We start from the raw sequence: 19,868 nt of genomic DNA, 5'->3' as shown, positions 1-19,868 counted from the left end.
CGCCCATCTACCCAAGGTCGCCAAAGCGAGGGTGACTCACTTCTTGAGCGCAAAACGGGGCCCCGAGGGGCCCCGTTCAATGTCGTTCCTGAAATCAGGTTCGGTCCCCGAGTCGGGTTACGCGACGAGCAGAACGTTATTCACGCCGAAGTTCGCGTAATCGGCCGCGGTCATGTTGATCGAGCCGACGATCGTCACGGCGTCCGCCGCCTCGATCGCAGTGGCTGTGCCATTCGAATCGTCGACAATGGCGATCACAGCCTTGGAGTTCGTCGTGTCGTAGAACGACACGAAGTAACTGTTGCTGTTAGCCGCGCCGGTGATCGAGCCGGAACCGATCGCCGCGTCGAACGCCTGCTGCAAGGTGAGCCCCGCAGTCGCGACGCCGGTCGTCAACTTCACGACGTCGAGACCCGCCGCCATCGTCGCAGTCGAGTTTTGAGCAAGGTTCTGCACCGTCACCGAACCGAGAGCAGCCGCAGCGACCGACGCGCCAAAGGCCGTACCGGAGCCGTAGTTACCCTGGGTCGCGGAAAGCTGCAGGATGTCGCCGCTCGTCGTCGTGGTCCCGACCGTGAAGTCGAGGATCGTCGCCGCGCCGGATTCGGCGGTCGCAATGGCCGCGCTGGCGTTGCTGCCGTAGAGCGCGAAGGTGTCATTGCCTGCGCCGCCGGTGAGCAAGTCTCCCTTCGTCGCCGTGACGCCCGTGCCTTCGTTGGACAGCGTGTCGTTGCCGGCGCCGCCCTTGATGACATCGGCCTGCGAGCTGCCGGTGATGGTTGTCGCCTTGGTCGAGGAACCGATCAGGCTCAAGCCATTGGTTGTTGCGGCCGACGCGTTGATGACGTTGGCGGCGCCCGTCACGGCGCTCAGGTCGATCGACTCATTGGAGTTGGCGGCGACGCCACCGGTCGTGATGCTGACAGTGCCAGCGCCCGTCGCCGTGATGCTCGTCAGAGCCGTTGCGTTCGTGAGTGAGTTGATAGTGATGTTGTCGGTCGCCGTGAGCTTGAGAGTCTCAATGCCAGCCAAAGTGGGATTCGTGAGCGTAATCGTGTTCACGGCCGTCAAAGTATCATTGGCTTCGATGGCGACCGTGTCGAGCTGACCCACTGTGGTCGCGCCCTTGACGCCAATCGTCGGCGTATCAGAAGCGACGATCTGCACATTGCCCGCGGTGGCGGCGTTCAGGTTGGACAGAATTTGCGCGCCACCGCCGGCAAGGACGAGTTTACCAAACGTGTTCGTCCCCGCGAGATTGTCCGCGTCGACAGTCACAGCGCCCGAAAGGCTGAGAACCTCGAAGCCCTTGTAGAAAGCCCCCGTTGTCGCGGTGATGTGGTTAGTATTCGCCACGACAAGAGCGTCGGCATTCCCCGCGCCCGCATCGACTGAGGCGCCCGAAACAAGGACCGCGCCAGTGGTGATGATGTCGTTGCCGGCGCCGCCCGTGAACTTGATGCCTGTATTATTGTTCAGAGTGGCGGTGACGCCACCGGCCGTGAGGCCGGACGCATCGATCGTCTTTACAGTGGTGTTCTCGATCGTGGCCAGGTCGACGGTCGTCGCCGCGCCTGAGACGGTGATCGTAGACGTCGTGCCGGTAAAACCGGTGATGTTGCCGGTCTTGAGGTTCGTGGTCGCGTTCACGGTCAAGCCGGTCGCCGCGCCACCCAGCGCGACAGTGCCGATCTCGTTCGCGGCGCCGGTCGACGTGAGGGTGACGGCCGTCGGGGCGGAGGAGATGGTGACGTTACCAGCCGTCGTGCCGCCATTCACATTGAGCGTCGCGGCGTCGGCGGCGGTCTTGTAGCCAAACCAGAAGTTGCCGTTCGTCACAGCGCCGTTGCCGTTGATCTGCGCGGTAGCGCCCGTGGCGAGTTTCGTAACCGTGACGCCTTGGGTAGAGAGATCGGAGATGACCTTGGTCAGGCCAGGCGTGTTAGTGGCGTCCAAGGTAACGCCGGCCGTGCCAACGGCGCGGACGCTGACCGTCTGAATATTTGAGACGAGCGCGCCGTTGATGACGTCGAGGGCGCCGCCTTGCGCGGTGATGTTGAGGGTGTTGGAGCCCAGACCGCCGTTGATCGAATCCGCAGCCGTGAGAGTAGAATTGGCCGCGGTCGTGCCGTCGACCAGACCGTTGACCGTATCATTGCCAGCGGTGCCGGTGATGGTGTCGGCGCTGGTCGTGAGCGTATAGGTCGTGCCCGAACCCGGCAGCGAGGGCGGGGTCTGGCCGACGATCGGCGTCACATTGCCCGCCGCAACGGCGGCGTTGATCTGGCCCTGCGCGTTCTGCACCGAGGCGAGGTCGGCGCCCACGCCCTGAATGGCGTTGGTCGCAGCCTTGTAGCCGGGGTCATTGGCGTCGGCCGCGCCCGGGATCAGGAACTTGCTGGTCGAAGAGGCCGAGGCGTAGGACTGCGAGACGAGGATCTTGTTGTTGAACGTCTGCTGACGGATGAGCGCGTTGGCGTAATCCGCCGCATTCAGGCCGGAGGCCGCCTGGCTCGACAGATCATAGGTCTGGAAGGCCTGGACGAATTGCGCGAGCACATCGGCGCGCGACTGGCCGGCGTTGAGCAGGCCCGACCAGTAGAGAACGCCCGCCGACTCGCCCGGCAGACCACCGAGGTTCTGATAGAGCGCCTGGATGAACTGGATGTTGTTCAGGCTGCCGTAAGTCTGATTGTAATAAGCGGCGACATTGGCGGCGCCGGCGGAACCCGCGGGCGGATTGATGAAGGCGTTGGCGAGCGCCTTATACTGCGCCGACGTCGCGATCTGGCCCGCAACCTGCGTCGGCGTCAGACCGAGAAAACCGCCCCACCCCGGATAGCTCGTGCTATCGGCCGCGCGATTGTAAAGCGTAATGTAGAGACCATCGATCGCCTGTTGCACCGTGGTAGTAGCGGTAGCCATGCTCGGTTCCTTACAAATGGGTTCTGCTTTTTCAAACTGATGTCTCGTCAGCCGGCAGACGTGCGGTCCTCTGCGTCTCTCTGACGCCAAACCTTACTGTCAAGACCAAGCTTCATTCGCACGCGTCCCGGCGTGTGTCAAGAATGCTGTATGCTGTATGGCGCGCCCGACATCGGGCGTGCGACGTCGAAAATGGAAAAAGCAAAATTAGAAAGTAACTTAGTGGAAGTGAAAGATTTTCGTTTTGTACGCCGCCGCGAGTGGAGCCGCGGCGGAGCGCTCGGGCCGCGCCTGCAAAATGCAAGGCGACGGCCCGAGAGCTGATTCTGTTTTCCGTCGCATCGGCGCGGCCAAAGCGCGTTCACAAAGCGCCTTAATGAGCCTTCGGCGCGTCCGCGGAAGCGACGTTATCGCCCGCTGCTTCGGACAGCGCCTTACGCAACAGGGCGTTCTCCGCTTCCAGCGCATCGAGCCTCTGAACAAGGCTCTCCGTCGCCTCGCCGGCCGCGCTCCGGCTCTGCGATCGAAACCAGTCGATCGGGCGGAGCAGGGAGGATTTGTCTTTCGTGCGCAACGGCTTCGACGGTTTGTCGGCAAGAATGTAGGTCAACGCCCGATCCGACTTTTGATGTTGCCACGCCACGATATAGCCGAGCGCATCGGCCTTTTTGAGAAAAGGCCTGACGTTGTCGGCGCCGACATGGATCATCAGCAGCGGCTTGGTTTCGCCGATGAGCGCTTTGGCGTTCTCGATGAAGTCCAGTTCCGCGCCGGGCTGTTCGAAGCGGATGAGATCGAAGCTCTGGTTTTGAAAAGCGCCATTGGCGAGGAGGCCGGGGAAAGACGGCGCCGCCGTCGCGTCCTGCGGGAGCAGCGAAAAATCCGCGCCCGCCACGGCGTTGAGCGCCATATTCAGACGCAACACGCCATGCTTGCGGCGGTCCGGCTCCCACAAGGCGATCCGCGCAGCGTCTGCATATTTGGCGAAGAACGCCGCGTGGTTGCCGACGCCGGCGCCGAGATCGAGAATACGCGCGCCCGCCGGCGTGAGGCGCTGCACGGCGTCGAGCTCGGCCAGATCGGCGAATTGCCCTGCCGCGTGAAAGCGCTGAACGGGGTCGACAGGATCGTCGACGAAAAAGGTGATGCGCTCGCCGGCGTAGTCGAACGAGAATGCCTGTCCGGCGACGCGGTTGACGACATTGGGCTCCTCTTCCGCCGCGCCGGCGTCGGAAAGGCTCAAGGAATGAAGCCAGAAATTGAGCAACCGCCCGTCGAACCAGACCCAGGGCGATTTGCGCCAGTTCGGCAGATCGTTCACGCGCAGCAGGCCGCTGTGCCAGAACTCGATGCGCAGCGTCGGGGATTCGTCCGTTTCGGCTTCGAATTCGATGGTGCGGCGCCCGGAGTCCGTGAACTCGCTATTGTAAACGACCTGTCCCGCAATGCAGATCTTGACCATGGGCGTCTGTGCGAGCCGATCCTCGACGCAGATTGGCTCGATGTCGAGCGCGAGCCGCACGCGCTTCGGCGCGCTGGGGGCGAGTTTGACCTCTACGATCGACAGGTCGCCCTCGGTCACCGGGCGGCCGTTCTGGAACGAAAAGCCGCGCGCGAGCGGCGCGCCTTCGAAGACGCCGTCGAAAGCAAATTTCAGCGGCAGATGATGGCCGACGCTGACGTCCTCGTGGTGGATCGCAGGGAACCGCTGGACGTTGTATCGCTGCAGATACCAGCCATCTCCCTCCATATCGAAGGCGGGCCGGTCGGAGCGTTGAAAATAGGCCGTGGTCGCCGCCAGGCCGTGGGAGTAGAACGAGTCGTCCTGCAGCAGCGCCTTATAAAGATTATTGATCGTGGGAATGTGGACGTCGTCGAGGATCAATATCCCGCCGGGAGCGAGTCGACGGTAGAACGCGAAATATTCCAGCTCGGGAAAGGGATAGCCGTGGGGTCCGTCGATGAGGACAATGTCGATGTCCTGATCCAAAGGATCGGAGAAAAGCGTCCGCTGCGTCGGGCCGAACACCCACTTCACGGCGGCGGCGTTGAAGCCCGGATACTCGACGGCGAAATCGACGCTCGAATTCTCGTCGGCGCGGTCGTCATAAGTATAAGCCGTGTGATGCGTCGCATATCTCGAAAGGACGATGGTCGACGCGCCGCAACCCGTCTCCGCCGAGCGGACCGGCCGTCCCTTGAAATAATTTTGGAAATACCATTCGATCCGCTCGAGCGGCGCCGCGGTCAGCGTGCCGGCCTTGTGCGCCCCGCCGCGCGACCCCTGATAGTCGATGATGCTCTGAACCAACTCTGACATAGCGATTTTCCTTCAACAACTCGAACTTCCGCTACCGATCCGTGGGCGCGAAAATCTGCTGGAACCGCCTCTGATAGGCCTCTGGCGCGAAAAGCGTCTCGTAAATCTCGAGCGCCTCCTTGTTGATCTCGCGCTTGGGAAGGCGGAATGGCGAGGGGAGGCGCGCCTTGATCGCCGACTTGAATTCGGCGGCCGACCGGCAAAGCCCGGGCAGGCTTTCCCCAATCTGCCGATCGAAACCGCGCACCGCCAGGGGCGAGTAGATAAAGGGGCGGCCATAGGAGAGAGCCTCGATCGTCTTGATCGAAATCCCCTGTCCCTCGATCGTCGGCGCGAGAACCGTCCGCGCCCGATGGTACCACGGCCCCACGTCGTCGACGCGACCCATGAAGATCGGTCCATAGCGCGTCAGATAGTCGCTGGCCTCGTGTTGAAAGGCGACGTCGACATTGCCGACGATGCGAAGCCGCGCCGACCTGTTGAGTTTGCGATCCCAGACCTCGTCGAGAAACCAGCGAAGCGAATTGAAATTCGGGCGGTTGTTGGAAGCGACGATGAGGAAATCAATATCGAGCTTGGGTGAGCGCTCCAAGCGAGGCGGCCGGGGGAGAGCGGGATAGAGGAGATGATGTCTCTTCGTCGGCAATTGCTTTGCGAATGCGCTGAATTCTTCCTCATTGAGATGAATGAACTCATCCGCTGCGCCGCAGCAACGCAGCTCGTCGCGAAAATACTGCTCGTAATGCCCCGGCGCGCCCGTCAAGGGATGCCGCGGGTCGCTGACGATCATGTGTCGACTCTGGATATCCTGCGTCTCGCAAACGATTTTCACGCCGTCGCTCCACTTCTGGATTCTTCGCGCGAGCGGCAGGTTGAAATAGTGATTGCACAACAGCGCCTCGATCTGATGCGACCGGATAAAGTCGCGCAAGCTTGCAGGCGCATCCGCGAGCCGCGCCGGCATCGTGCGCCAGAAGACGGACGTGCGCCTTCTCGCTGCGAGCTTTCCCAGCAAGACGCCCGGGCGAAAATTCGAGATACTGGAAAGCGTCGCCTCTCCGCGGGCGTCTGCGCCGAGGTCTCCGGTCTGCTCCCGGTAATGCGCCCACCAACCGTCTCCCTGCTCGCCGACGATCGACAAGACCGGCGCGACGGCGAGAAAGTAAGTTTCCATTCCCATAGCCGCCAAGGCGCGCAACTGCGCTTTGAAGAGCTGGTGGCTGCCGCATGACTCCCATGCCGGTCCGATGACGATGGCGCCGCGTCTTTTCACGGGATCACGCTCCGACGCTGACAATGAGGGCTTCGCCGCCGCGCAAGAAGCGGCGCAAGGGGTCGCTCTGCGACCAGAGTGAGCGGAATGACGACGAGACTTGCGAACCCGTCACAAGTCGACGGATCGCGCGACAGCGACCATTGACCCGGCCGCAGGAAGCCAGAAAGGCGAACTGCAAACGGCTCGAGACGCCGGCCGTTGCAACGATCATTCGTAGCGTTCCAAACACCTTGGTCTGCCGGTCTCTCGGGTTGCACACAGCGTGATGTCGGCCGCGGGCAGTTCGTCATTGCGCAGCGACAGCTTAACTGTATCTAGACAGGCAGTCTGTAGATTGCTATACCTTGGCTGTCAAGGAATGTGGCGATGTACGGAAATCCTCAAAGGCGAACCGACTTAAATACGATGGAGCTTCGCCGGGAAGGAGGCCGCTGGCTGCGCAGTCTGCGCGAGCAGGCCGGCGTTTCGCAGCGGGACTTCGCGCGGCTGGTGGACACTGAGTACTACACGTTCATTTCGCAGGTCGAAAACGGACGTGGGCGAATTCCGCCAGACCGATATTTCTTGTGGGCGTCAGCGTTGAAGATCGAGCCGCGCGCCTTCGTCAAGACGCTGATGAAATACTACGATCCCATCGTCTATCAGATCCTTTTCGACGAGAGTGACGGTTGATGAGCAACGTCGCGTCCCTCTCCCTCTTTCGCAGTCGACCGCGGGATTGGTCCAATCAGGAGCTCGCGGAGTTCTACCGCGTGGAGCGCGTCCTGATCCAAAGTGGAATGCGCGTTGCGACGGATCGCGGATTGAGCGACGAGGGCGATCCCTGGTTCGTGTTCTGTCGCGAGGACGACTCCGAACCGATCGTCCATTTTGCCCGCATTGACGGAGACTATGTCGTCGTCAGTTCGGCGTATGAGGGGGTTGCGCGCGGGCGCGACTTCCGCTCCCTGGTTCAAAATATCATCGATCGCCAACAGCTCTGGCCCGGCGAGGTCAAGCGCGGCAATTCCAACGTGTTGATGCATCCCGCGACCCTGCTGGTGGCGGTTGTCGGCGTGGCCTTTCTGAAGGCGCCCGCGCCCGCGCAGGCGAAGGAGCCGACCAAGGACGGCGCCAAGAAAGCCGGCGCCGCAGCGATCTCTGCATCTGCAGACTTCACCCTGCCAGGAGACGTCGTCACGCGTCTCGAGGAGCGTTTGGGCGTCGAGCGTGATTTCAATTCGGGCATGCGCCAGATTTTGGCGGCGACGATTCTGTCGGAGGGTCTGTATTCCGACTTGTCGAACAGCGCCTCCGCAGGCGAGGCCGATCGCGCCAGACGCTTGCCCTTGGCAGACACGAATCCGGGAATTCCGGCGCCGGAGGCGTCGACAGAAGTGGTCGCTCCGGAACGTCTCGAAAATGCTTACAGTTCCTCCAACAACGCTCATGTCGACGAGCTTGCGCCTCAGCCGCAGGTCGGTTTCGAGACCGCCGTCGCGGCGATAATCGACCTTGTCGGGGCGTTGCATGACATCGGATCGCCGGCGGACTCTTCGCCCGAAGTCCCCAAAGCGTCCAGCGACCCTTCTGTTCTTGCGTCGATCGTACCCGCGCCTTTCTTTCACAGCGATCCTGGGCTCGTGTTTTTCAGCAAGGCCGGGTTCGGCGGCGCCTTCGCCACCTTCGCGGCGCAGGCCCATGCCGTTCAGCTTCACACCGCCGATGCGAACGACACGAGACCAGCGCTGAAGGTCAATAATGACAAGATCGGCTCGACCCCGGCGAAGGCCGCCGACGTCTTGGAGTCGCAAGTTTTTCATGAAGACGCCTATCTCGTGTTTCGGCTGCCGTCCGAATTCGAAAATGTGGTGCATTACAAAAACGCGTCGAAGTCGGGATCGGCGGCGGATTTTCTCACGCAGAACAATGTCGCCCTCACGACTCACGTTGAGGATGCGTCTACCCTGCCGCTGCAAAGCCCCGATGCTTCCCCCGATTTTGAGCCCGTCGAGGCGGCGCCCGAGCTCTCCGACAATGTCTACGTATCGAGCGCGAGCGCAGGAACAGGCGATATTTTGACAGCGGATACTTTCATCCACGCCCTCCAACTCTTCTTATCCGAAACCCCGTCTTCAAAAGTGATCGTTTCGCAGCGGCAAGAGTTCGTCTTTTACGGTCCAAACGACGTGATGGTGGCGACAACCCCGATGGAAAGCATCACGCTGTCGTTCAGCGACGGTAGTTCGATCAGCATCGTCGGCCAGCAGCAGACACTCGAACATCTTCTCTCCAATGTACAATAACTCTTGGCGTGAGGCCTTGCGGCGGCAATGGGTCCTGGCGCAGCCCAACGTGATCCTCCTCGCGAGCTATCTCACGAGCAGCGTCAGGCTCTTTGCATCCATATTTGCAGTGGGCGACAAGAAGACGCTGCCGAGCGCGACGGGCGTGCAAAGTCGCTTGATGAACGGCATTCGCGAGACGCGTCCGATCTTTCTGACGGCGATCGTATTCAGCTTTTTCATCAATCTGCTGATGTTCGTCAGCCCGCTTTATATGTTGCAGATCTACGATCGCGTCGTCAGCAGCCGCAGTGAAACGACGTTGATCGCGCTCACTGTCCTCGCGGGCGCCTTGCTGATGATCTACGCGCTTCTCGAAGGTCTGCGCGCCCGCATCCTCGTGCGCGCCGGCCTCTTGTTCGACGCCAAGATCGCCGGCCCCGTGTTCGAAGCGATTCATCAAGGCAATGTCCGGATGCCGAGCGGGGGACACGTGCAATGTCTTCGCGACATGGACGTCGTGCGGGAGTTTCTGACCGGCTCCGGTCTCCTGGCGCTGTGCGACGCGCCCTGGTTCCCGATTTTCGTCGTGGCCTGCTTCATTCTCAATCCGTGGTTCGGCGTCATCGCCTTGCTTGGAAGCCTCGCGACGCTGGCACTGACGGCGCTGAACGAGGCGATGACCAAGAAGCACCTGAATGCGGCGACGCTCGCGAACGCGCGGGCGAGCCAGAGCGCCAACGCCGTCTTCCGTAATACGGAAGTGTTGCAGGCGATGCGCATGGTGGAGAATCTCAAGAAGATCTGGCTCGATCAGCATGACAGTGTTCTTGCCGCTCAAGCCTGGGCCAGCGATCGATCGGGAGCGATCGTCGCCTTCACCAAGTTCTTCCGCATGTTCCTGCAGACGATCATTCTTGGGACTGGGGCGCATCTCGTGATCGCGCGCGAAATTTCGCCCGGAGCGATCGTGGCGGGCTCCATCCTCGTTGGGCGGGCGTTGCAGCCGATTGAGCTCGCCGTTGGCAATTGGAAGGGCTTTATCGCGGCGCGTTCGGCTTATGAACGGTTACACAAATTGTTTTCGATCGCGGGGAATGGAAGCCCCCGCATGTCGCTCCCCAAGCCAGACGGCGCATTGGTCGTCACGGAGGTCGTGGCCGCCGCGCCGGGACGGCCGCAGGCGCCGATCCTGAAGGGCGTTTCGTTCGCCGTGGCCCCGGGAGAGATTGTCGCCGTCGTCGGACCTAGCGGGGCGGGGAAATCGAGCCTTGCGCGAGTCCTGGTGGGTGTGTGGCTGGATCTGCGGGGATCGGTGCGGCTTGGCGGCGACGATCTCTCACATTGGAATCCCCAGGAACTGGGGGTGCACATTGGCTATTTGCCGCAAGATGTCGAATTGTTCGACGGCACCATCGCCCAGAATATTTCTCGGTTCCAAGACTATGTTCCAGAAAAAGTCATCGAAGCGGCGTCGCTTGCCGGATGCCATGAGCTGATCCAGCAGATGCCCGAGGGCTACAATACGCAGATCGGGGAAGGCGGGCACGTCCTGTCTGGGGGACAAAAGCAGAGACTGGCGCTGGCGCGCGCGCTTTATGGCGCGCCCAGTCTCGTTGTTTTGGACGAGCCGAATGCAAACCTAGACCCCGCGGGCGAAGAAGCGTTGTTGCGGGCGCTTCAGAAAATTAGGCAGCTCGGCGCGATCGTCGTCATCATTACCCACAAGGTCAACGTTTTGACGGCTGTCGACAAGATTCTCGTATTGGCTAACGGTCTCGTTCAGGCGTTTGGGCAGCGCGACGCCATCTTGCCGCATCTCATGGGCTCGCAGGCTCCCGGAGCCCAACCCAAGTAATCGTCGAAGGACCAACGCGTATGAGCGTGCAGACCGCTACGGATGATTGGCGCAAATTTGCATCCATGGGCTACGCCACGATTTTCTTGACCTTCGGCGTCATCGGCGGCTGGGCCGCGGTGGCGAAGATTGATCGCGCCGTGGTTGCGACCGGCTTCATCTCGACGGAGACGAACAGGAAGACTCTGCAGCATTACGAGGGCGGGATCGTGCGTGAAATCCTGGTCAAAGAGGGGGATCACGTCCGCGAAGGACAGATCCTGCTTCGCCTCGATAAGGTGCAAGCGCAAGCCAATCTCGAAGTATTGCAGAACCAGCTCGACTCGGCTCTGGCGCTCGAAGCCCGATTGATCGCCGAAAGAGAAGGAAAAGATCATATCGCATGGTCTTCGGAGTGGTTTCGCGACAAGACCAATCCGCGAATCGGTAAGCTCGTCGAGGACGAGACAAGACAGTTCGAAGAGCGCCGCGCCTCGCTGCGCGGGCAGCTTGAAATCCTCGAGGCCCGCATCAAGCAGCTCAGGACCGAGATCAGCGGCATCGCGATCGAGAAGGCGTCCACGGAAAAGCAAGTGCGCTACATTAACGACGAGCTCGCCGGCTTGCGCATGCTGCTCGCCAAGCAACTCGTGCCCGCCAATCGCGTGTTCGCGATGGAGCGGGAACGGACCCGGCTCGAGGGCATCGTAGGGAAACTGATTTCCGACTCCGCCAAAGCGGATGGAGCGATCAACGAAATCGGCGTTCAGATCGCACAGATGAAACAGAAATTTCAGGAGGACGTCGCTACGCTATTGTTGGACGTCCGACAGAAAATAACCGACCTTCGGCAGCGAGGCATCGTGGCCAATGATGTGCTGCGACGCATCGACGTCGCCGCGCCGAGGACTGGAACGATCCAGAACCTGAAGGTTTTCACCATCGGCCAGGTCCTGCGCCCCGGAGAGCCGATACTCGACATCGTCCCAGATCAGGACCGCTTGATTGTACAAGCGCAGTTTTCTCCCACCGACATCGACAGCGTCCGGGAGAGCCAGACGGCGGAAATTCGATTCCCGGCTTTCCACTCGCGCACGCTGCCTGTCATGGCGGGCAATCTCGAGACGATTTCGCACGACCGCCTGGTCGATGAAACGAGCAAGCAGCCCTACTATCTGGGAATAATCGCAATCAGCCGAGCCGAGATTCCGGAGGCTTACCGGAGTCGTTTGCGCGCCGGCATGCCGGCGGAAGTCATCGTATCTGCAGGCGAGCGCACAGTTCTTGATTATCTCATATCGCCCCTGTCTGCCTCGTTACGTAAGACTTTTATCGAGCAGTAGAGGTCGCGTCCGCATCGGGTCTTGCGACACGATCAAGGGGTTGTCATGCGTATCTCGTTTGCTGTCTCCGTTATCGGCTGCGTGGCGCTCGCCGCGCCGAGCTGTCGCGCCGAAACCATGCGAGAGGCTTTGGCGCACGCCTATCTGGTCAATCCCCAGCTCAATGCTCAGCGCGCGAACACACGTGGCGTGGACGAGAACTTACCCATCGCGCAGGGGGCGTTTCTCCCGACTGCGTCCGTCCAGGGTAACTTCGGGCTCCAGGTGCAAGAGCTCCAGGGCGTTAGAAGCGGAAGCCAGATTATCAACTTGGCCCCCGCGTCCACGCAGCCGGGAGGGGGAGCCATTTCTCTCAGCCTGAATATTTTCAACGGTTTTAGAGGGATTAACGGGATCAACCAGGCGGAAGCGCAGATTTTCCAGTCGCGGCAATATCTGCGCAATATCGAGCTGTCCGTTTTGTCGGCGGCGGCGAGCGCCTATCTGAACGTGCAGCGCGACATCGCGATCTACGATCTCCGTGACCAGTATGTCGCCATCATGGCTCACCAAGTGGAGATTACGCGGGAACGCCTGATCGGCGGCGAGGTCACGATGACGGACGTCTATCAGGCCGAGACCGCCCATGCGCAAGCAAAGCAGGACCGTGCGACGGCGACCGTGAATTTGCAGGCGAGTTTATCTGTCTACAAGCAGGTGATCGGCCAAGCGGCGACCAGGTTGGCCCCCGCGCCGCCTTTGGACAATATGCTGCCCAAAAGCATCGAGGCGGCGATTCAATTCGCGGATGCGAACCATCCGCTGGCGCAGGCGGCGCGCTACAATGTCGAGATTCAGGACTACGCCGTGAGCATTATCGAGGGGCAACTTGCGCCGACGGTTGCGCTCAACGGCCAAGTGTGGAAGCAGTACGACGCTTATAACACGGCAAATCAACGCCTTTTCCAGGGTTTTGTCGGTGTGCAGCTCAACGCGCCAATCTATGAAGGCGGCGTGATCTATGGGCAGGCTCGCCAAGCAAAGGAAAAATTGGGGGAGGCCAGATATCTACAGGACCAGCAACTTCTTCAAATCCATCAGTCGACGGAGGCGGCTTGGGCGGCGTGGAAACAGTCGGGAAAGTTTCTGGCCGCCGCCAAGGAGCAGGTCGCGAAAGGCGAGGAAACGCTCGCCGGGATGCGCGAAGAGGCAAAATATGGCCAGAGGATCACTCTGGAAATCTTGAACTCGCAATTGACGCTGGTTAATGCGCGCATCGCCTATGTGATTGGACAGCGCGACCGTATCGCGACCTCTTATAATCTGCTGGCGGCAATCGGCGGATTGTCGGCGGCGACGCTTGGGCTCGACGTTCCGATGTATGATCCCACCGAGCATTTCGACCGAGTCAAACATCAGTTCATTGGACTCGAGCCCTGGAAATAGCCGAGCGACGCGCGCGCGAAAGCGGATTTTTTTAAGATGAATCGTCGGCGTCTAGCTGTCGATTCCATTAGTGTGAAGTTGCGCAGGGAAGGCGCGCGCCGCCTCGAAGAGAAGACCGCGGCCGTCGTCGGCCGCGATCCATCCAAAGAGCCAGGAGAGCAAGCAATTATCTCACGGCGCGCCGAAGTTCAGCGGAACCTGCGCCTGGATCACTGTCGATCTGTTGATAGCGGTTCCGCCGTTATAGGTGTTGCCAATCGTCTGGTTGACGGTCGCTGACTGCGAAAGGGCGCCATTCCAAACGTTGACCGGAACCTGCGCCTGCAGAAGGTAAGAACTGTTCTTGGCGAAGCCGCCGTTGTAGGTATTGCCGATCTGCTGGGTCACGTTTCCCGTCTGATTGAGCGTCAAGGGCTGGGCGAACGTGAAGCCAGTGGAAAGAACCAGAGCTGCAGGAATAAGAAGGAGCTTCCTCATGAGTATTCCTCCATACTTGGGGTGAAGCCGCCTGTCGGCGCTTCGGCGGAGGAAGTAGGCGATCATAAAGGCACGCACAGGCGCCTTTTTGGATAGGTGTCCATATTGATTAAGCGTTTTCACCTATAATCTTCACGGATGCTGATTTGCTCAGCTGACGCGGATATAATTAAGCACAATCTCCGCAAGGGCCGCCGTATCGCGCGCAGTATGTTTGTCGCCTCTCGCAGCGGTTCGTGGCGCGCCGCTTCATGCAAAAGGATGCTCGAGCCGCCAACTCGAACGCCGCGAAGTTTGCTGAATCGGGAGGGTTCCGCAGTCGTAGCTGGGAGCGCCTTGGATCGCCGTCACGAGGCCATGCTGGGGTGCGGCACGGTTAGGTGAGACAGCCGGCTGCGGTAATTTGAACCGCAACCGGAGATTTGAAAGTGACCAAGGAAGAGAAGGTTAGCGCCAGGGGCCGGCGTTTTTCCGTTCAGCGCAAGATGGCGGTCGTGGCCCGCCTCCTACGCGGAGAGCCGTTGGAACTGGTGGCTCGCGAGACCAATGTCACCATCCAGAAGCTGACCGAATGGCGGGATCGGGCTCTGGCGGGGGCCGCCTCGGCTCTGAAAGAGCGCGAGCGGGATGACCGCGACGATGAGATCGCCCGGCTGAAGGCCAAGGTGGGCGAGATCACCATGGATAACGAGCTTCTCTACGCCAAGATTGACGTCCTGGAAAACAAACGCCCTTTGGCCCGCCGGAGGCCGAGGAAATGAGCCGGGCTCGTTCTCTGTCTTTCGGTCGCATCTATGGATTGTCGCGCGTGACGCGGGTGTGGGGCCTGTCGCGGGCAACCGTGTATCGATCTCGCGTGGAGACGCCTGAAGACACTCCCCGACGTCGACCCGGCCCCATTGGGGCATGTTCGGATGCCGAACTGGCGGATCACATCCGTCGCGAAATCGAGGCCTCTGAATTCCATGGCGAAGGCTACCGGAAGATATGGGCGCGGCTACGAGTCTCCAGCGTGCGCGCCAGTCCCCGACGGGTGCGGCGCGTGATGCGCGAACATGGATTGCTTGCGCCGCATCGAGTGGTGTCGGCGTCGGCCAAGACGCATGACGGCACGATCGTCACCGATCGTGTCAACGAAATGTGGGGAACCGACATGACACAAACGGTTACGACCGATGAAGGCAAGGCTTATGTGTTCGTCGCCGTCGAACACGCCAACTCGGAGGTCGTCGGCGTTCACGCCGCAAAATCAGCCAATCGGTTCGAGGCGCTGGAGCCTGTTCGACAGGGCGTGAAACGCTGCTTCGGCGCGATCGCTCCAGAAATCGCCTGCGGATTGAGACTGCGTCACGATCACGGGTCCAATTACATGTCGGAAGATTTTCAGTCCGAGGTCAAATGCCTGGGAATTGAAGCCTCGCCCTCTTTCGTGCGAGAGCCCGAGGGCAATGGCGTCGCCGAGCGCTTCATCCGGACGCTGAAGGAGAACCTGTTGTGGGTCAGGGCCTTCCGCACGATCGAGGACCTCAGGGTGGCGCTCATCGAATTCGCCGCGCGTTACAACAAAACTTGGCTCGTCGCCAGGCACGGCTACAAAACGCCCGATCAGGTGAGAGCCGAACAGCTTTCGGTTGCCAAGGCAAACATCGCAGAGCTACCCTTGGCCGCCTGAATAAGCGCAGTCGGTTGTCTCAAAACCGGGCCGCAGTACAGTCACGAGGCCATGCCGAACAGGCGAGGCAGAGCGAATGGCGCGATGTCCGCTTAGCAGTCCCCACAGTAACAAGGGGGGCGCATGAGCGCCCCCTTTGCCGGTTTTCCGCCCCCCATAAATCCAGGATCACGGGTCCATGCAGTAGCAGGCGGCGCCGTCGAAGTTATTGAAACCCTCGGGAGCGGCGGAAGCCGTGCTGGCGAAGCCGATGCTCAGGGTCAGAGCGATAGCGGCGAAGATGGTGGTCAGCTTAGTCATAGTCGGCTCCGTCAGTTCTTGCCTGTGTTCTCGATGGTCTGACGGTAGCTGATCGAGGTTCGGCCGTAGGTGCGCCAGCACACAAGAGGAGTGGGCTTTGTCCACTGCTGCCGGGAGAAATGGCGCGGCCTGGGTCAATAGGTTGGCGGTGGGGGCGGGCCGCTTTCGCGCCCACGCGGTTTCCCCGACCATCCCGATGAGACGGTGCAACGCCAAGCTGTCCTTACCAAGGTTTGCTGACGCTGGCGGATGAACGCGCCGGACGTTGCCGCAGTATCGGACGCCTGATTTCTTAAGAGATGGTTAGCGGGGCCGCTCTTGCTTGTCGGATAGGGGCAGCTCGAGCATCTTGGCGGCAAGCGACGCCCCTGATCGGCGATGAAAGTCAGGCTTGCGCCGTTCGGCCTGCCTGATTGTTCGCACACGCGGGCGAAACGGACGGGCGACGCCGGCCTCGTAACGCTCGCCGGTAGCGATATGGTCGCTACGCGCGGAAGCTGACGGTCACGTCTTTTCTTAATATATTGATTTACTTGGTGGAGCTGGGGGGATTCGAACCCCCGACCTCTGCAGTGCGATTGCAGCGCATTGGCCAAGGGTGTCGTTTTCATCCTGACTAACGAAATCCCTATTCGCTACCTATTTCCCTGTGATTCCAGCTTATTACACACTGCCTGATTTGTTGACCCTCAGAATCTACAGGCAGGACGGGGAGAGGTTCAAGAGGCGTTTTCAGCCTTTCACTGTGACAAGCAGTGTGACAAGAGAAGCCTCGAACAACAGCTACGTTAAAGGCATCCGCACGTCTTCCGGCCGACCAATCTACTCCGGCCTCAGTTGGCAGATAGTCGTGACCGAATGGATTGCGTTAGTCGCGGACGCATAGAACGAAGCAACTGATACAGTTGTATTGTCGGACTTCCTAGGCTTCCAATGCTCCTTGGCGTCATCAGTTAGTGCTGATTGGAAATCAGCGACCGCCCGGTCAATGTCTCCCTTGATGCGTTGAACGTGAGTGCCGTTAAGCACCGGCTCGCTCGCGTTTTCACCCCTTGCGTAGTTAGGATGGACAATCTGGTTGTTGATGGCGTCCTCCAAGCTAGCCAGTTCATAGGTAAGCCGCCTGCTCGTAAAAGCCGACGCAGACGCCGTTCGACTCTGATGCTTGTTGAAGAACTCCAACAGATTACGAGCATGGAGGAAGAAGCACTCGAAGAATATGTTGCAAAGCGTGGCGTCCTCTGCTTGTTCGCTGGCCAACAACCTATAGGTTGCGTTCAGCATATCCAGTTCGTACGGCAAATGAACTGTCAGCATCTCAATCTGTTCTTGCTCTAGCGGCATGGTAACGCCCTCCGGTAAGTCAAAAAAATACCCTGTCAAACAGAAAGGGCCGAAACCAGAGAGACAGGCGAACCCGTCCCTCTAGTTCAAGTTTCAGCTACGCAGCCTTCAAGAGGAAAGTCTTTGACCCTCTCCCCTGACCCCTAACGTCATATCGGACACCTATCTTCCCAAGCTCCTTAGTCAGCGGGTGAGAGCAATCCCTCAGCACTCCACGTAGCTCCTTATCTCCTGCTCTAGTTAGCCTCAGAACTACCTTGACTTCCGACCAAGCAGTCTCACCGGGCAGCTTATGATTCATCAGGGACAGTAAAGCTTCGTGGTTCGACCCCTTCCTAATCCTCACCTTCTGACCATCGGGCTCGAACTCCCAGTCCATTACCTTGATCTTAGGCATTTCCTGCTGGATCGCACTCAACATGGCATCGCCAGTCGAGTTATCAGGCAGCACGATGAAAACATCAGTGGGTGAGCAGTCGCCTCGCTCGTTTACCACCCGTCTGCATCTTACCCTATTGATCGCTTGAATGACCGAGACCGATAGTTGACGGTTTTGCATCATCAGCCGAACATTATCATGTTCCCTCCATTTCGGTTGTTGAAGCCACTTATCGTCTCTCAAGCCCTGTATCGAGAAGAACACATTATTCGCCCATACCGAATCCCTGTAGGGCAAGCCAAAGATCACAGCCGTGTCGAACTCCTGCCAATCATTCCGACCATCGACAGCACCCCAGTGACCTACGGAATACGAGTGGAAATGAGGTGCAAATCCGAGCGCAACATGTTCAACCGCCTTGTGAGTGCAGACAAACACCTTCCGATCTGCCCCAAGTCTCCGTTGTAGGTCATCGATTAGTCGTGGGAAACGAGTAGCAGCCTCCTTGATCATCTTGTGTTTACCCATGCCGTCCCATCGGCATACATGGAGAGTGACATTGGCGTAACTACGAGCGTCTTGAGGAACTGGGCGAACATTTGCACGGTCTCCCAAGATTTCCCATAGCTCAGACTGGCTCGCAGTGGCATCCAAGACCACAGCCGGAGGCGCATCCTCAGGAATCAATAACAGGGCGCTATTGAGCGTGTGTTCCTTGCCCTTACGGGAGTAAACCGCCCATCGATCCAGAACGGCTTGGGCATCCTTGAACGTCCTGTCAATGATACCCATTAAGCGATCCCTATCTTGGCTGCTGTCCTTCCCAATAACGAGTTGATCAAGGCGGAGTGAACGAAGGGCGACCCTCAAAGGGTAGAGGTCAATCTCCCTTGGCGCTTCAATCTCGCTATCGATTTCTGGCCCCCATGCGATCTTATGTTTGCTAGACACTGAGGATGCAAAACCCTCAAGGAGTGTTTCGAGTTTGATAAGAGCTTCTACGGCACCCTTGTGTTTCTCCCGAATCGCGTAAGGGATTATGCCAATGACCCTTCGGAGGCCATCAAGCGTGATCTTGTTTTCCTCGACCACACCCGTCAGGGCTTCATCGATAATCATTAGTCCACGCCTACCGTGACGCCATGTTGAGTAAGCCTCCCACTTATTCCGCTTATCCTTCACCAGACCCTCGAACGCATTAACAAGTGCAGATTGAGTGATGACAAGAATGTCAGCCTTACTCATGTCCTCAATGGTTAGCGGTTCATCTGAGTGGTGAGCATAAGCAGCTTCACGACCAGCAAGCTCATTGATAGCTCTGACCATATCCTTGCATTGTTCAATGAGTCTGGCGACTATCAAGACCCCTGTAGGAGAGTCATCGGTAGCGTTGGACCTAGCTACTAGCGAACAATAGACAACCGTTCCCTGGGTCTTACCTGATCCTGTAGGAGGTTGGAGAATATACCAAGGCTTAGTTTTGAGCTTAGTTGTTAGTGAGGATTGAGAGTGCATTGTATTAGCGTTTAGTATGGCGAGACCAAACTCCGCAGCCATAGTCCGCCATACAGCTTGAAGCTTAGGGGATGATTTATTACCCAGTGTCTCAGTCCAATGCTTAGACATTATGTCAGCAAAGTGAGATGGGGATATAACATTAGGCATGTGAGATGGGGATATAACATTAGGCATCATCGTTTGTTGTGTTCCTTTGTTGATTAACCCTAGCCAGATGGAATGTTGGCGGGGTTCAAGATTGGATTTTGGTTTCGGTTGAGAAATGGGTGGGTAAACCTCTAATAAGAGAAGAGGCTTTAGAGCCTCACCACCCCGTTTAGGTTTATGTGACCGCTCATCCCTGTTCTGTTCGGGCTTCGGCGTTCGCATGTCTATGTTGATGTGCAACCCATGCTTGACCAAACCGCTCGCCCAAGGACCAGAAGGGTCGTAGGTCGCGAGGGAGGCAAGTAAGGGGGATGTGCAACTCATCCAGAATGGACGGAAACAGGCCTTACATTAACGGAGAGGTTCTCCGCTAGTTAGGGTAGCGGGTCGGCGCAAGAGGCGCGCTGGCGGGCCTCGCAGTTCGATTTGGCGGCATCCAGAATCGGGAGGGTTTGCTCGTCCTGTTGCTGCTTTCGATCCACCAAGATCGTGCTAAACGAAGACGATAAAGATGGTGGCTTGTTGGTCGAGTATGTTGGCTATAATGCTGATTTTGACTTGTTGACTGCTATACTCAGTTAAATAGCTATGCGTGTCGATAACCTTGCTAAGCTGAGATTGTCGAACAGTCGCCTATGCGA

13 protein-coding genes and 1 pseudogene are annotated in these 19,868 nt (G+C 59.0%); 7 read left to right on the top strand and 7 right to left on the bottom strand.

The features are described from left to right. Nucleotides 1–117: 117 nt before the first annotated feature. Complete coding sequence (locus tag ACETII_RS19215; protein WP_472786605.1) at nt 118–2,925, bottom strand: beta strand repeat-containing protein; 2,808 nt, start codon at nt 2,923–2,925, stop codon at nt 118–120. Between the two features lie 150 nt (nt 2,926–3,075). On the opposite strand from ACETII_RS19215, the gene ACETII_RS19210 reads away from it, so the two are divergent. Further along, nucleotides 3,076–3,249, top strand: coding sequence for a hypothetical protein (locus ACETII_RS19210; protein WP_472786604.1), 174 nt, complete (start codon nt 3,076–3,078; stop codon nt 3,247–3,249). 49 nt (nt 3,250–3,298) lie between these two features. Here the strand turns inward: ACETII_RS19210 and ACETII_RS19205 are convergent, their stop codons facing one another. Together ACETII_RS19205 and ACETII_RS19200 are read right to left on the bottom strand one after the other, a co-directional pair. Next, a complete protein-coding gene (locus tag ACETII_RS19205; RefSeq protein ID WP_472786603.1) occupies nt 3,299–5,245 on the bottom strand; it encodes a class I SAM-dependent methyltransferase in 1,947 nt (648 codons plus the stop codon). A 31-nt stretch (nt 5,246–5,276) separates the two neighbouring features. Continuing rightward, a complete protein-coding gene (locus ACETII_RS19200; RefSeq protein WP_472786602.1) occupies nt 5,277–6,518 on the bottom strand; it encodes a glycosyltransferase in 1,242 nt (413 codons plus the stop codon). Between the two features lie 369 nt (nt 6,519–6,887). Between ACETII_RS19200 and ACETII_RS19195 the strand changes: the two genes are divergently transcribed. The 5 genes from ACETII_RS19195 to ACETII_RS19175 are packed head-to-tail and all read left to right on the top strand — an operon-like array spanning nt 6,888 to nt 13,390. Next, complete coding sequence (locus ACETII_RS19195; protein ID WP_472786601.1) at nt 6,888–7,193, top strand: helix-turn-helix domain-containing protein; 306 nt, start codon at nt 6,888–6,890, stop codon at nt 7,191–7,193. After that, nucleotides 7,193–8,806 (top strand): hypothetical protein, encoded by a 1,614-nt coding sequence (locus ACETII_RS19190; RefSeq protein ID WP_472786600.1) that lies wholly within the window; start codon nt 7,193–7,195, stop codon nt 8,804–8,806. Before ACETII_RS19195 ends, ACETII_RS19190 begins: the two co-directional genes overlap by 1 nt. Further along, complete coding sequence (locus tag ACETII_RS19185; RefSeq protein WP_472786599.1) at nt 8,796–10,643, top strand: type I secretion system permease/ATPase; 1,848 nt, start codon at nt 8,796–8,798, stop codon at nt 10,641–10,643. Before ACETII_RS19190 ends, ACETII_RS19185 begins: the two co-directional genes overlap by 11 nt. 20 nt (nt 10,644–10,663) lie before the next feature. After that, nucleotides 10,664–11,965 (top strand): HlyD family type I secretion periplasmic adaptor subunit, encoded by a 1,302-nt coding sequence (locus ACETII_RS19180; RefSeq protein WP_472786598.1) that lies wholly within the window; start codon nt 10,664–10,666, stop codon nt 11,963–11,965. 45 nt (nt 11,966–12,010) lie between these two features. Next, complete coding sequence (locus tag ACETII_RS19175; RefSeq protein ID WP_472786597.1) at nt 12,011–13,390, top strand: TolC family outer membrane protein; 1,380 nt, start codon at nt 12,011–12,013, stop codon at nt 13,388–13,390. A 171-nt stretch (nt 13,391–13,561) separates the two neighbouring features. Here the strand turns inward: ACETII_RS19175 and ACETII_RS19170 are convergent, their stop codons facing one another. Further along, nucleotides 13,562–13,867, bottom strand: a complete 306-nt coding sequence (locus ACETII_RS19170; protein WP_363348643.1) for a hypothetical protein — start codon at nt 13,865–13,867, stop codon at nt 13,562–13,564. A gap of 422 nt (nt 13,868–14,289) precedes the next feature. On the opposite strand from ACETII_RS19170, the pseudogene ACETII_RS19165 reads away from it, so the two are divergent. Next, nucleotides 14,290–15,539 (top strand): annotated as a pseudogene (locus ACETII_RS19165) (IS3 family transposase). A 168-nt stretch (nt 15,540–15,707) separates the two neighbouring features. On the opposite strand, the gene ACETII_RS19160 reads toward ACETII_RS19165, so the two are convergent. The 3 genes from ACETII_RS19160 to ACETII_RS19150 all read right to left on the bottom strand — a co-directional run bounded on the left by ACETII_RS19160 (nt 15,708) and on the right by ACETII_RS19150 (nt 19,077). After that, nucleotides 15,708–15,839 carry a hypothetical protein gene (locus tag ACETII_RS19160; protein WP_363348641.1) on the bottom strand — a complete coding sequence of 44 codons (132 nt, stop codon included), beginning with the start codon at nt 15,837–15,839 and terminating at the stop codon, nt 15,708–15,710. A gap of 822 nt (nt 15,840–16,661) precedes the next feature. After that, entirely contained in the window at nt 16,662–17,183 is a 522-nt protein-coding gene (locus ACETII_RS19155; protein WP_472786596.1) for a hypothetical protein, read from the bottom strand. A gap of 97 nt (nt 17,184–17,280) precedes the next feature. After that, nucleotides 17,281–19,077 carry a DEAD/DEAH box helicase gene (locus ACETII_RS19150; protein ID WP_472788192.1) on the bottom strand — a complete coding sequence of 599 codons (1,797 nt, stop codon included), beginning with the start codon at nt 19,075–19,077 and terminating at the stop codon, nt 17,281–17,283. Nucleotides 19,078–19,868: the final 791 nt, after the last annotated feature.

This window comes from Methylocystis sp. NC52PC (assembly GCF_055698645.1).
The sequence above is the reverse complement of the archived record's forward strand: the minus strand, read 5'-3'. Positions and strand labels throughout refer to the sequence as shown.